The sequence below is a fragment of the Secundilactobacillus mixtipabuli genome, assembly GCF_002217925.1.
In the GTDB taxonomy this organism is placed as follows: Bacteria; Bacillota; Bacilli; order Lactobacillales; family Lactobacillaceae; genus Secundilactobacillus; species Secundilactobacillus mixtipabuli.
Map to the genome: position 1 here is coordinate 119859 of NZ_BCMF01000004.1, position 14171 is coordinate 134029.

Annotated in this window: 14 protein-coding genes; 4 read left to right on the forward strand and 10 right to left on the reverse strand. The window is 44.2% G+C overall.

The window, feature by feature from the left end; genetic code table 11:
• Positions 1-153: 153 nt before the first annotated feature.
• The 4 genes from IWT5_RS04465 to IWT5_RS04475 all read right to left on the reverse strand — a co-directional run bounded on the left by IWT5_RS04465 (position 154) and on the right by IWT5_RS04475 (position 4565).
• Entirely contained in the window at positions 154-1851 is a 1698-nt protein-coding gene (locus tag IWT5_RS04465) for a phosphoenolpyruvate carboxykinase (RefSeq protein WP_089108762.1), read from the reverse strand.
• A 194-nt stretch (positions 1852-2045) separates the two neighbouring features.
• Positions 2046-3422 carry an MFS transporter gene (locus tag IWT5_RS04470; protein WP_089108763.1) on the reverse strand — a complete coding sequence of 459 codons (1377 nt, stop codon included), beginning with the start codon at positions 3420-3422 and terminating at the stop codon, positions 2046-2048.
• A 216-nt stretch (positions 3423-3638) separates the two neighbouring features.
• Positions 3639-3809 carry a hypothetical protein gene (locus tag IWT5_RS12295; protein WP_179211618.1) on the reverse strand — a complete coding sequence of 57 codons (171 nt, stop codon included), beginning with the start codon at positions 3807-3809 and terminating at the stop codon, positions 3639-3641.
• A 48-nt stretch (positions 3810-3857) separates the two neighbouring features.
• Positions 3858-4565, reverse strand: a complete 708-nt coding sequence (locus IWT5_RS04475) for a zinc metallopeptidase (protein ID WP_089108764.1) — start codon at positions 4563-4565, stop codon at positions 3858-3860.
• A 557-nt stretch (positions 4566-5122) separates the two neighbouring features.
• On the opposite strand from IWT5_RS04475, the gene map reads away from it, so the two are divergent.
• The gene (gene map / locus IWT5_RS04480; RefSeq protein WP_089108765.1) at positions 5123-5914 is read left to right on the forward strand and encodes a type I methionyl aminopeptidase; all 792 of its coding nucleotides are present in this window, start codon (positions 5123-5125) and stop codon (positions 5912-5914) included.
• A gap of 97 nt (positions 5915-6011) precedes the next feature.
• The gene (locus tag IWT5_RS04485; protein WP_089108766.1) at positions 6012-6737 is read left to right on the forward strand and encodes a demethylmenaquinone methyltransferase; all 726 of its coding nucleotides are present in this window, start codon (positions 6012-6014) and stop codon (positions 6735-6737) included.
• Here IWT5_RS04485 and IWT5_RS04490 read toward each other — a convergent pair.
• Positions 6734-7375, reverse strand: coding sequence for a DNA-3-methyladenine glycosylase (locus IWT5_RS04490; RefSeq protein WP_439959081.1), 642 nt, complete (start codon positions 7373-7375; stop codon positions 6734-6736). The genes IWT5_RS04485 and IWT5_RS04490 overlap by 4 nt on opposite strands.
• Before the next feature lie 54 nt (positions 7376-7429).
• Between IWT5_RS04490 and IWT5_RS04495 the strand changes: the two genes are divergently transcribed.
• Positions 7430-7789 (forward strand): DUF488 domain-containing protein, encoded by a 360-nt coding sequence (locus IWT5_RS04495; RefSeq protein ID WP_089108768.1) that lies wholly within the window; start codon positions 7430-7432, stop codon positions 7787-7789.
• A gap of 15 nt (positions 7790-7804) precedes the next feature.
• Here the strand turns inward: IWT5_RS04495 and pgmB are convergent, their stop codons facing one another.
• The gene (pgmB, locus tag IWT5_RS04500; RefSeq protein WP_089108769.1) at positions 7805-8497 is read right to left on the reverse strand and encodes a beta-phosphoglucomutase; all 693 of its coding nucleotides are present in this window, start codon (positions 8495-8497) and stop codon (positions 7805-7807) included.
• A gap of 84 nt (positions 8498-8581) precedes the next feature.
• Here pgmB and IWT5_RS04505 point away from each other — a divergent pair, with 84 nt between their 5' ends.
• Positions 8582-9244 carry a DUF6198 family protein gene (locus tag IWT5_RS04505; protein WP_191981279.1) on the forward strand — a complete coding sequence of 221 codons (663 nt, stop codon included), beginning with the start codon at positions 8582-8584 and terminating at the stop codon, positions 9242-9244.
• A 58-nt stretch (positions 9245-9302) separates the two neighbouring features.
• Here the strand turns inward: IWT5_RS04505 and IWT5_RS04510 are convergent, their stop codons facing one another.
• From IWT5_RS04510 to IWT5_RS04525, 4 genes are all read right to left on the reverse strand, one after another.
• Positions 9303-9728 carry an OsmC family protein gene (locus IWT5_RS04510; RefSeq protein WP_089108770.1) on the reverse strand — a complete coding sequence of 142 codons (426 nt, stop codon included), beginning with the start codon at positions 9726-9728 and terminating at the stop codon, positions 9303-9305.
• Positions 9729-9897: 169 nt separating this feature from the next.
• Entirely contained in the window at positions 9898-10839 is a 942-nt protein-coding gene (locus IWT5_RS04515; RefSeq protein WP_089108771.1) for a phosphoglycerate dehydrogenase, read from the reverse strand.
• Between the two features lie 75 nt (positions 10840-10914).
• On the reverse strand, positions 10915-12018 hold the full coding sequence (locus IWT5_RS04520) for a GGDEF domain-containing protein (RefSeq protein WP_159459286.1): 1104 nt from the start codon (positions 12016-12018) through the stop codon (positions 10915-10917).
• A 232-nt stretch (positions 12019-12250) separates the two neighbouring features.
• Entirely contained in the window at positions 12251-13873 is a 1623-nt protein-coding gene (locus IWT5_RS04525; protein ID WP_369688568.1) for a BCCT family transporter, read from the reverse strand.
• Between the last annotated feature and the right edge of the window lie 298 nt (positions 13874-14171).

Genomic DNA, 14171 nt, shown 5'->3' on the forward strand with positions numbered 1-14171 from the left:
ATCTCAGTTCGGGCTGGTTGCCTGCCACCTTGCTGAAACGCGTTCACCACGGCAGACAGCTATGTGTAAGACAAGGACCACCTAATTCCCAAGTTCGGGGATTTAGGTGGTCCTTGTCTTACACGCCGCTATCTAAACGCCGTGGTTCACGCTCTAGCTATTCCACAGCACATCCAATAATTCTTTTGCACTTTCGTTCAAGCTATCCTTACTCTTATCCGTACCAAGATGAGTATAAATCTCACCCACGTAAACACCTTGATCAAAGAGACGATTAAAGACCTTGTCAATAATTGGACGCGTCTTGGCTTCTTCTTGTACTGGGCCAAATGGGTTAGCAAAGAAGGTCGTACTCATACCGACTTCATCCGTTGTCCCCAAGGCAAACCGCTTACCTTCAATGAAGGTTGCTTTGGCCTCTTCTTCAGTATCGAAGCGGTGAATACCGATGTTCTTATCGTAGTTATTCGCATATACCCACATATCAATCCCGTGGTGGCCGACAACCCGGTTATACGGATCAGCCGGGATAATAACCCGAGCATTCTTCCGGTCTGGGTTTAAGTAAACCCCACGGTCCATGTTGTTAAAGGCAACGGCTGAACTTAAATCATCCAGTCGGACAAAGGCTCCAATTTCGGTCCCTTGTGCGTACAAATCATTATCAGTTAGCGTAAAGCTCCCCATATCATCAAAAATCGTTTCCAAGCTCAAAATCTTGTCATCCGCGATTTCCTGCAGGGCTTCCAAAGATTCTGACTTCCCGGCACCTGAATCACCAAAGAAGACCACGTTCTTGTTTTTACCGTTAGCAAACTTAATGCGGACCATTGAACCATGAATTGGCAGCCGGTTTTCGTAGATCATGTGCAGGTTATGAAGCGTCAGGCACATCTTCTTCATATAACCGAAGTAAGTGGTCTTGTCGTTGTATGGCACTTCGCCAACCCAGATGTCGTTTTCTTCATCGTGGTGGTAGTGGCAAACGTCACCTTCAGTCTTTGGTAGACCGAACAGTAAAATTTCATCTGGCTTATGACCAGCAACGTCTTTGGCACTCGCAACTTCAAACAAGTTAGCTAATGAGATACCACTGACGAAGTAGTCACGATGGAAGTAAATGTAGCAAAGGCTTTCACCAATCTTAGCTGGGAAGCAGTACCACTCGCTGCGTGACCCATGGAATTTATCAATTGGGTTATCAGGCACCGCCGTGAATGTTCCTTCACGTTTGTTTGAAGGGGTCTTCATCATCATTGGTGGCCGTAACATCAACGTATTCAGGAAGCGAATCGGTTTCAGAGCTTCGTAACCTTGTGGAATTGGCCAATCAAGCGACTGAGTCAGAACACATGCTGAAGTTCCGGCACTAACCTGACGATAGGTCTTATTTCGAAAGCCCTGCAGTTTTTCTTCAACCGTTCGATAAGCTTCAATCACAAGTTCATTGAATTTATTATCCATCTGCATAAAGTTCTTTGCAGTTGCTTCGCTACCATGTAGATTGACAACACCAATTCTAAGGTATGAACGATAATATGAATACAATTCTTCAACGCTATACAGGATTTCCTCACGCGTATAAGTATCATAAGCATCAGGACGATCAAGCAGAACCGCCTTCAATACATCAATGTACGTCTTTGGATCTGTATCTTCAAAATCACTTCGCTGACTCTCAGCAGTATGCCGACGGTCCTCTAAAAATAAGCGGACAACTTCCTCGGCTTCTTTGCTATTAATCAGCGTAAAGATATCAGAAATATACTTATTCGTGTAGTTAAGGACAGCGACTTCTCGGTCTGGATTCATATATAACGCAGATGTTTCAACTTTTCCTGACTCAGTCATGTGGACAATTCTCCTTCCAGTGCAAATAAATTGCATACTTCTATTGTAGCCTAAATCAACCCGAACGAAAATAGAAAAATGAGAATTTAATAAAAGTGATAAAACCGTTACAACAGGCTACTATCGCGTTTTATATTATAAAAATGAGAGAATATATTGAAAAAGCGAGCAACTATTGTCACCCGCTCGTTTCATTATCCCTTAACTTTCTTTTCCTTTAAACTCAGTGCTAAGCCTAACCCGATGATTTCCAGAATGAAGAAGGTCATAAAGACGATATGGAAGTTACCAAGAGTAGCTGTAGCCACCCCACCTAGTGATAACAATATCGTCGCCACAGCAACACCCGTCGATCCAAGCAATTGACGCATGGTTGTGATAACCGCCGTCCCGTGAGAAACTTTCTCATTCGGCAATGCATCAGCTCCTAGAGTCACCGCAGGCATCATAACAAAGGCGTTCCCACCTTCAATCAGCATGGCAATCGGCATCATGATCCAAAGTGAAAACTTACCTGGAATCAATGCTAAAATTCCCCAGCCAACAAGGATCATCACCATTCCAATCAAAAGAACCTTTTTAAAGCCAATCCTATCGGCCAGCCGTCCCGTAATTGGGTTCAAAATACTTAAAAATAGAGCGCCAGGTACTAAGGCCATCCCGGAAATGAATGGGCTAACTCCTAGGATAATTTGGTAGTAGAGCGGAAAAACAATCGTGACAACAATCAACGCAATGTACGAAAGACCCGTTAACCACACTGACTTGTTGAATTGAATCACCTTGAAAACCCGTAAATCAAGCAGGGGTTCTGATAGCCGTAATTGTCTGATACCAAAGAACAGCAGCAAAATTAGACTAACAATCAAAATGACGCTGGCAGTCCCCCAGTTCACACCAGGTTTGCCGACCAGGTTCACCACGTAAAGCACACCGATAAAGCCGACTAAGCTGATAACTGATAGCCAGTCGAGGTGTGACGGCACTTTTGACATCACGTTAATGATCGTCTTTAGCGACAGTAAAATCACCAAACTGATGACGATCATAAAGACAATGAACAGTCCCTGCCAAGTCGTAAACCGCAACACGATCCCAGAAATAATGGGACCTACTGCTAAGGCTGAACCCATGACTAATCCTGCCAGGCCCATCGCACCGCCACGTTCATCACGAGGTGTAATCGTCAGCAGGACCGTTTGATAAGATGGAAACAAAATACCGACCCCAATTGCTTCCAGCGCTCGTCCTAATAGGACTAACGGAAAGTTGGGTGCCAAAATAATCAATAGTGTCCCCACGTCAAACATCGTTAAAACGGATAGGAATAATGACTTAAAACCAATATTGCTCAACAGCCATGGGCTTACTGGCATCATAATACACATAATAAGCATGAACCCCGTCGTTAGCCATTGAACTGTTGAAGCCGAAATTGAAAAATACCGCATCAACGTTGGGTAAGCAGTCGACACTGCTGATTGACTAATTGACATGGTAAAGGTCCCCATCAGCAAAGTCGCCACGAACCATAAGCGTGCGCGGCCAGATAGAGTAGTTGATTGACTCATCTTCAGATTCCCCCTTAATAACATAATCATAAGCGTTCACGGGGCTAAAATCAATTGTGTCAAATTCAGATTAAACTGGTTCGTAATTTAAAATACTTATTTAGCTACTTTTAAGTTTTAGTCACCTAACAATAGGACACTAGTTTAGCCAATTGCTGTATTCGCAGCTTAAACGACTCTAAAAGAAAAACACGACCAAAATGGCCGTGCTAAAAATTAACTCAAACTATTAATTGTCCCGTCATCAATCGCTTTTTTGATCTTCTTTGCTTCATCCAAACGTGACTCAGTAATATACTTCATCGTCACGTCTTTATCGGTTTCAGCCTGATTAAATTGTTCCGTTAAAAATTCGATTTGATCTTTTAAATATGAAATTAAGTCCATCTTCTCCACCAACCTTTTTCATCTACCATCATTATAAGTCAAACATGCTTAATTGTCGTCACGATTTCCGCCGAAGAGAATAATTAGTCGTAAAAGTTGTAAAAATGTGGCTAAAGCGGCCGCAACATAGGTGAGCGCAGCGGCTGTTAATACCCTTCTGACCATGGGAACTTCATCTGCCGTGAGTAAGCCGCCGTCGCTAAGGATTCGCAGTGCGCGGTGAGACGCATTAAATTCCACCGGCAGCGTCACCAGTTGAAAAAGCAGCGCCAGCGAGAACAAGAGAATCCCAATATGAATCAACGTCTGGTTCATTCCCATTAGCACACCAATTAAAATCAGTGGAAACGAGACCGTAGAGCCAATATTAGCAATTGGTACAATGGCTGTTCGTAATCTCATCGGGAAATAGTTCTGAGCATCCTGAACCGCGTGACCGCACTCGTGAGCAGCCACACCAATAGCGGCGACTGAAGATGAGTTAGCCGTTGATTCGGATAAATTCAACGTTTTATTGCCGCCGTTATAATTATCAGTCAACTGACCAGCGATTGGATGCACCGAAACGTTGCTGATACCTGACTGCTGCAAAATGTACTGGGCAGTAACGGTTCCAGTAATGCCGCTCTGGGCACGATAGCGATCATATTTAGCATAAGTTGAATTCACGTAGCCAGAAGCTGCCATGGACAGCAACAGGCCAGCAATCACTAAGATGTAAGTTGGGTCAAAAAAGGCGAATATTGGTGATGTCATTGAACCCCTCCTATTTATTGTCAGTCATATCGTTGCAGAACATTGTAGCAAGGAATTGGGACGGGGACAAGAATTTTAATGAATGCTTAAGGTTATTGTTGAAGGGGCGCATATCTGCAACGTAGCCTATTTGGGTTCCAGCGGACTGAGAGCTGCATGTAAGGGAGTAACGTTACAAGCCCAAAGCCCAGGACTTATAACGTTACTCCCTTACACACCGCTCTCAAAACGTCCGCTTCCACACCATCCCTTATTCGGGTTCCAGCAAGCAGAGACTTGCACCTAAGCCACTTCCGGCAAAAATCCCAGGCCCAGGGATTCCTGCCAGAAGTAACTTAGGCTCCAGTCTCTAAACGCTTGCTTCCACACCATCCCTTATTCGGGTTCCAGCAAGCTGAGACTTGCACATAAGTCACTTTCGGCATAAATCCCAAACCCATGGATTTCTGCCGAAAGCGTCTTATGCTCCAGTCTCAAAACGCTTGCTTCCACACCATCGCTTTTTGGTGTACCATTATAACTGTTGAATTTATAAAAGAACAAAGGAGCTCAAATTCTTGATTACTATAAAATCAGAACGTGAAATTGAAATGATGCGTAAATCCGGTGCCGTTTTGGCTGGTGTTCACTTGGGTCTGCGCGATATTATCAAACCTGGTATTTCTAGTTGGGACATCGAAAAGTTTGCCAACAAATACATTGAAGAACACCACGCCAAGGCTGAAGAAAAAGGCTTTGAAGGTTACAAATACGCGACCTGCGTGAGTGTTAACGATGAAGTTGCCCACGCTATCCCTCGTAAGGACCTCTTACTCAAAAACGGTGACATCGTTGCCGTTGACATGGTGGTCAACTTGGATGGCTTCATGAGCGATTCTTGCTGGACCTACGCCGTTGGTGAAATCAGCGAAGAAAAACAGCACTTGATGGACGTTACCAAAAAAGCCCTTTACTTGGGTATCGACCAAGCCGTTGTTGGTAACCGAATCGGTGATATTGGTTACGCTATTCAACACTACGTTGAAGACGAAAACCACATGGGCGACGTGCGTGAACTGATTGGCCACGGTATTGGACCGACAATGCACGAAGAACCAAACGTCCCTCACTATGGTGAACCGGGCAAAGGCTTGCGTTTGCGTGAGGGCATGACCATCACCATCGAACCAATGGTTAACCTCGGTACCTGGGAGATTGCTTCTAAGCAAGTTCCTGGCGATACTTGGGAATACTACGTTTCAGCTGATGGTACCCCTTCAGCTCAATATGAACACACCTTGGTCATCACAAAAGATGGTCCTAAGATCTTAACTTCTCAAGATCCAGTTGAAGATGCTAAGTATCTTTAATTAGATGAACCAATCAAAACGTCCCGCAGGTGGAAACAGACTTGCGGGACGTTTTTCGCTATAATTAAATTATTGAATTGACTCAGGAGGAACGCAAATGTCATTGACTAATAAAACACCAGAACCACAAGTCCAATCCCTTTTTAAACGGATTGCCGGTAACTATGATCGCATGAATAACTTAATTTCACTCGGCACGCATAAACACTGGCGGAAGGTCGCAATGGCCAAATTAAACGTCAAGCCCGGCAGCTTCGTACTAGATCTATGCTGCGGTACCGGTGACTGGACAATTGCCTTAGCGAAAGCTGTTGGGCCATCCGGTCAAGTGGTTGGTTTAGACTTCAGTGAAGACATGCTGGCTGTTGCGAAGAAAAAGATTGCCGCAGCTGGTATCGAAGATCGTGTTACTCTTGTTCAAGGCGACGCAATGGCGCTGCCATACGAAGATAACCATTTTGACGTGATCACCATTGGCTTTGGTTTACGTAACGTGCCAGATGCCAACCAAGTGCTGCGTGAAATGCACCGGGTGGTTCGTCCAGGCGGCCAAGTTGCTTCTCTGGAAACCTCACAGCCCACTCAGCCCATCGTCAAACTAGGCTGGAAAGTTTACTTCAAACTGATCCCAATGATGACTCGCCTTGCCGTTCATAATTATAAGGATTACGTCTACCTACAGCGAACTGCCGCACAGTTTGTGGACGCTAAAAAATTAGCTGACATGTATGCAAATGCTGGTTTTGACAAGGTTGATTACCAAACTTTTGACATGGGTGCCGCCGCTTTTCACAGCGCTCAAAAAGCATACACGAAAGCTTAATTCATTTTTTCAGTCCAGCCGTGTGTTTCTAGGTCCATATCCCGTTTGCGCATCCCCGAAACATAAGGATTACCTGCCACATAGTACCGGTAGGGTGCGTTGGTTTGACCGCCACGCTTGCTGACACCAATTCGAGCAGAGGTAGCAATCTTCGCCGGGGTCAGTGTATCTTCTAGATCAACTTCAAAAGGCGTATCATCAATCAAGATGTTGTTCCAGTGCAAATCAGTCACACCAAACGCCTGCATTAGCTTGCCGGGGCCGTTAGTCAATTCTGAACCGGTTTTCGGCCGATTGGCCATCATAATCGCCAAGCCATCCTTGGGTTCGACGCCCCGGATCAAAATTCCTTGAGGCTCTCCCGCTTGCTGAACAGCAATATCAAACGCATAGTAGCCGCGAGACGTGTAGATGTAGACGTTGCCCGGCGCACCATACAAGGCACCATTGGCTTTTGTCCGGCGACCCTCATACGCGTGGGCGGCTGAATCGGCAACTCCCAGATACGCTTCTGCTTCTACAATGTAGCCGCTGACTAAGCCCTTCGGTGAATCATAGCGCAATAGTTTACCCAGTAAGTCACGAGTAATGGTTTCAGTCGGTCGGCCACTAAAAAATTCTGCCATCGTTGTCATTATCTTTTCCCCTAACGTCAATTTGCTATATAGTTATTATAGAAGAGGTGATTCAAAATGGCACTTAAAATTGAACGGATTTATACTAAACCCGCTGATATGGACGGTTACCGTATCCTGGTTGACCGCCTATGGCCACGGGGAATTTCTAAAGAAAAAGCGGCACTGGATGAGTGGTTTAAAACCATCGCACCAACCAAAGAGCTCCGTCAGTGGTTTGGCCACGATCCCGCAAAATACGATGAGTTTAAAACCCGTTATATCGCTGAGTTGGATGCCAACCCAGAACGGGAAAAATTTCTCGAATTAATTAAGTCCCACCTTGCTGAAGGCAACGTTATCATGCTTTATGGTGCAAAGGACGAAACCCATAACCAAGCAGTGGTGTTAAAGGATTATCTGGATAAAATTTTATAAGCAAAAAGGATCACTCTAATCAGTGATCTTTTTTAATGCTGCTATCTGTGCTTTGATACCAGCCAAACTCAGTTCAGTGGTACTCGAAAATTTAATATCCGCGCTATCAATTTCCGCTGCATCACCAACGCCAATCGATAATGCCCCAGAACCATTCAGTGCCGTCAGACCCGTTTTCGAATCCTCAACACCCATACATTCATTTGGCGCTAAGTTCAGTAATGCCGCTGCCCGCACGTAAATCTCCGGGTCTGGTTTATTGTGCGTCAGCTTGGCAGGATCAACGATCAACGGAAAGTAATCCGTCAGCTGCATTTTGCTTATCTCTAACGGTGCGTTCACCGAAGCTGATGCTAATACGATACCGTAATGCTGGGCTTTGAGCTCATCTAAAAATGAAATGACACCAGGTAAAACATCCGCCGGTGACATGTGTTCAATTAATTTTAGATACATTTGATTCTTTTGCTCACCCAGCCGTTGCTGCTCTATGGCCGTATACCGGGAAAGCTGATCGTCGGCTTTCAGAATCGCTGTCACCGCATCCTGCCGGTTCATTCCGAGAACCGTCTCAGTCAGGGCTGTGGTCCAGTTAATGCCAAGCTTATCGGCTAACTGCCGCCAAGCCTGCAAATGGTACTGAGAGGAATCGGCAATCACCCCGTGAAGATCAAAGAGAACCCCAGAGTATTGCTTTAATTTAGCCATGTGTGCCACCTCATTTAAGGACAAAAGCCCTTTCATTTTGAAAAAACTCCCGTATAATAGAATCGTTATGGAGGCGATCGGCGCGTGTATCAGGATAACGGAAAACCAACTATTGCGGGAGATTTTATTTTACTTATCATTTCTATTATAATCAATTCATTGGGAAACGCACTAACCGTTTCGCTTAACTTAGGCAGTGCTTTATGGACCGCTTCGGCTGTCAATATGTCCCATTTGTTCAAAATGAATCTAGGCAACATTTTGCTGCTGGAAGGGATTGCCGTGATTCTGGCTAACGCTTTGTTACTGCGTCAATTTGACTGGCACCGGATGCTGGGCAATCTCATTTTTATGATTCCGTTCAGTTATTTAGTTAGTGGGCTTGCCCACGTCCTGACTGTCTTTCACATCCAGCAGCTATCAGTCGTTCCTGCTGTGATTTTAGACATTGTGGGCGTCATGATGATTGGCTGCGGTATTTCAATTTACCAGCGGATTAATTTAATTCTCCACCCAAACGATGATCTCATGCAGATTTTACGATTCAGGTTTCTGCATGGGAATGCCGTCCTGGCTTCTTTAACCGCCTTTCTCACACCAATTCTGATCATCCTCATCTGCGTATTGATTCAACATCAGATATGGGCGGTCAATATTGGTACCGTGGTTGCGTTGCTCTTTCAAGGGACATTCATTGCCTTGAGCGACCGTTTCGTCTTCAAAAAATTAAAACATCAACGTCTTTAAAATCGAAAAAGCTCGCCGACACAAATCCTGTGTGGCGGGCTTTTTGAATCATTTTAATTTAGAACGAAAACTCATCGACAACTTCAAATGACACGTTAGCATTTTGCTTGATCATTTTGGCTACTGGGCAATAGTTCTTAGCTTCGTCAACTAAGGCCTGTGCCTGATCATGGTCAACGCCAGCCATCAAGACTTCAACGCGCACCACAAACTTATAACCTGTATCATCTTTTAATTGATCAACACCAGTATGCACAACACTGGTGTGCGGTAACTTATGCAGCTGTTCAATGATTTCAATCGTTGCGTTAAAGCACGTACTAATGGCTAAACCGACTAATTGTTCCGGATTGGTCCCAGAGCCTTTAACTAAAGAGCTGCTGACCCCAAGTGCTAATCCTTCATTGCCACGAATAAAACTGACACCGCTTAATCCTTTTTCATTTACTGCCTCGGTATGATATAACGATCCATCAATAGTCATTGTCGGATCCCCCTTTTGTTTTTTGTGCTTGTAGTGTAGCACCTAAGAAAGCGATTCCAAAGCATTTAGCTTGTTTAAGCCCGGCAAACTAAGACCATTAAAAATAATCGCTGAAAGTCTGGGGATTCTTATAAGGCAGGTAAATGGGGACTAATAAATAACCAATAGTTTAAAGTTGTGGGGAATTCACTGCCCATTTTGGCGTTTGTCCTGACAATACTGCGTCGATCATCTTGGCAGCACCGAAGGCCATATTTTGACCAGCTTCCACTGTATTCGATGCAGTGTGCGGTGTTAAAAAAACGTTATCTAGTTGATAAAATGGACTGTCAGCTGGTAGTGGCTCAGTATCAAAGACATCAAGGGCAGCACTAGCAATCTGGTGGCTCTTGAGTGCACTAATCAGGGCAGGTTCGTCAACGACGGATCCCCGGGCCAAATTAATTAACGACGCTCCCGGCTTCATCATGTTTAATTCCTTCTCACCAATCAAATGAGTTGTTTGCTCAGTAGCGGCAATGTGAAGTGTAACGTAATCTGACTGCTTCAACAAAGTATCCAAATCGACATATTCACCAAATTCAGTTGGCCGTTTCGTTCGGTTATAGATTAACGTCTTAACGCCAAACCCGCTTAACATTTTAGCTACAGCTTGGCCAATGTGACCATAGCCCACAATACCAACCGTTGCACCAGCAAGTTCATGCCCAAAAATCCCCTTAGCTTTGCTTAATTTTCCCTGACGCATCAGTGTTGAAACTTCGAATGAGCGCTTGGACAGCATCATGATGTCTGTAACAGCATTTTCGGCTACACTAATGGCGTTAGCACCCGGAGTGTTAGTGACCCAAACACCTTGAGTTGCCGCGTAATCGACATCGATACTGTCATACCCCACGCCGTATCGGGCTAATACTTTCAAACGTGGTAACTTTGCGTACAGTTCATTAGGAAAGGGTGAAACAAACATCATAATACCAGCAACATCTGGTGCAGTAGCCAAAATAGTTGCTTCGTCGGGATTGGTAACGGTTAGTACCTCATAGCCTTTTTTAGTTAAGTAGTGATCAGTCTGCTTATCGGCAATCTCGGGTATAATTACTTTTTGCATAACGAAAATTCCTTTCTAGTCAGATTTGTCTTACTCATTCAAATTTTAACATGATTCTGTTCGGGTGCTGGTACTTTAGACTTCACTAACCGTCGTTACCCTATTTCGACCCGTTTCCTTTGAATGGTAAAGACGTTGGTCAGCGCGCCGATAAACGTCTAGATAGTTTTGATATTCCGCATTGACCTGATCTTCACCCAGGGAGATCGTGATTTGAAACTGTTCGCCCTTCTTGGTTGTGAACCTTAACTGACTAATGGCCTCACGAACTTCGTTAGCTACCGTATCAACTGAATCGATCTGTGTTTGACGATCAAAAACGATAAAGGAAAACTCTTCACCACCAACCCGGTAGGCTTTGGCTGTACTGCTAATTTTCGGCAGTAATAACGATAATTCCATCGCCACCCGTTTTAACACTTCATTGCCCTCAAGGTGGCCAAAATGATCGTTCACCCATTTAAAATGATCCACATCAAAGGTATACAGCAAATATTCTGTGCCATTGTTTTGATAGTCTCTGAAAGCCTGATGCAGGTCCGCACTAAAGACCCCAAAATTGCTTAATTGGGTCAGATTATCTTGACTAGCTTGTTGAATCAACCGCGCTTGCCAAGCTGCCCGTTCTTTTAACCGATAATAAATCAGCCAAATAAGATAAAAAACAATCAAACTCGCCATAACTTCCCACAGCCAGCCAGCTTCAATGCCATCCAGCGAAAGGTAATTAGCCCATATAAAGGGCGCACTAAATAGAAAACAAAATGGGTAATAGAGTAACGGCCGATCAATAATTTTTTGGCCGTATTTCTCAGTAATCGCCATTAAGCCCACATTAGCAAGGAAAAAATACCCCGACCATTGCACGTTAGGCAGCCACCAATACCAAACCATCAAAACTAGCGATAAAGATAAGAATAGCCAGCGGCTTTTGCAAAAGGTCAAAGCGAAAATCAGCACCCCAATTTGAAACGCCAAATAGCCCCAGCCAAGGCCCTTTCGATTATTGGAAGCCATGATCCGAAGTATTGATGCTAAATGAAAGAGCCCTAAAAAACTAATCGTCAAAATAATCTGCAGCGCTCCCCGAAGGCGCTCTAAGATTGGAAATTGAAACCTTGTCTGCTGCAGCCATGAATACAACAACGCAAACCCCGTTAATAGCAGTAAGTTGATCACAAAAGTGACCCCCATCCCAACATGGTCGTTCCCCCGTTTTTAAATCGATTTTGTAAATAATTACTCTCAGTTTCCCTCATGGATTTGTCCTTGTAAAGGGGAATTTTATAACTCATAAAGTATAACGTTAGTTAACCCCCTAACAAAGCAGGTTAGCTAACTCTAAAAGCACAAAAAAGTTTTGAAAAGATTGACTAGACAATCTTTTCAAAACTTCAATTAAAGGTTATTTTTATGAATTTACTGCTTGGGTAGGCGATAAAATCAGCTTACCGTGAATAGCAGATTTGCGTTCCACCGTAACTGGACGGTGTGCAGGTACTTCGTTGATTTCCGGAGATGGTGTAAAGACCAGCTCGTGGTCGTGTTGAACCAACCGACGAATCGATAGCAGTATGACCGCACAAACCCCAATCAACGGGAACCCAGCCAAGACTGAAATCGTCTGAATCACTTTGAAACCACCCACTAAGACTAATGAGAAGGCAAAAATCATAAAGATAATGACCCATGTCATCCGGTTGAAACGGGTTGGTTCGCGGCGATTCAGCGGCGTACTTGTAAACGATGACAGAATGTACGCTGAACCGGAAATGGTCGTTGCCAAGAAGATGAAGCATGACAGGCAGTAAAGCAGTGTCATCACTTGCTTCATTGGCAATGTCCCAATGACGGTTGCAATCACAGCAGCCTGACCCTGAGTGTTCAAAATGTGGACCAAGTTAATGACCCCATTTTGTTGCAGCCAGAGTGCGTAACCACCCATGACAGCATAGAATAATGCACAGCCAGTAAAGCCGTACAGCAACATGCCCATCAGCATCTGACGGATCGTCTTACCTCTAGAGATCTTCGCAATGAACAAGCCCATCACTGGCATGTATGACAACCACCAGCCCCAGTAGAAGATCGTATCCTGCTGAGTAGCACTTGGCTGCGTATTCGTAGCCATTGGCACAAACTTTTGTGCCAACATACCTAAACTGCGTGCTTCGTTCGTAATAATGTAGCGCGTTGGACCAAAGAATAAAATTAAGACCAGAAAACCGATGGCTAACCAAATATGCGCCATGCTTAATCGGTCAATCCCACCGTTCAGGCCTTTAAAGACCGTCACAGCAAACAGACAGAATAAGACAAAGAATAAGCCCATTTCCAGTGGCAAACCGTATTTAACACCGGTTGCACTTGAAAATGCTTTGGCTGTAATTGGGACTTCCATCCCAATTGATGAACCAACACCACCAATAATACCAATCACGACAAGAACGTTGATCAAGCCACCAAAAAACTTTTTAGTTGATTGATGCTTATCACCATCTAACATGCCGATCCCATCACTGAGCTTTTGAACGGGCTGACCCTTACGATACATCAGGTAACCAATCAAAACTGCAGCGGGTGCAAACATCATCCAAGCCATTGGCCCCCAGTTAAACTGTCCCATCATTGTGGCAGAAATATAGGCGGCGTGAGAATAGGCTTTGATGTGAAAAGGTGGATTTTGAATAACCGTCAGTGGATCAGTGATCGACAGCATCATAATGCTGGCATCAATCGCAGTGGCAAACACCATTGCGCCCCACTTGAAACCACTGTAAACCGGCTTGTCATCAGGTTTTCCAATTTTAATTTTCCCATATCGGCTAAATGCCAATCCGATTAAGAAGACAAAGTTGATGATATAAATACCAAGGTACATCCACCCTAACTTTAGGTTCATCCAACTCAATAGGCCAGATAGCGGTGTTTGAAGACCCTTTCCACCGATCATTAACACTAAAGTTGCCAGTAAGAATAATCCCACAGTTGGTACAAAGACCCACTTGTTGATTAACTTGCTTCTTAAAATAATATTCCTCCTCTAATAATTGTACATACCGAAGACAGAGTGTGGCGCAAATCAAAGCGTTCGGCAAGGCTGTAAAAGGCCGCCCTTAACCGATGTCTGAAATAAATCCCGTTATCGAATTTAGATCTTTCATCAGCCAGCTTGAACCTCTACCTTGCGTAACTACCTTGATTCGTGAAGTACACCATGACTTTTTATTAGCTAAGATATACTTGAAACCACCTATGAAATTGTTACCTTTCAACTCTGAAAACTCCGACGTATTTTCAAACAGGTCAGCAAAGTACAAAACACAAAAAAG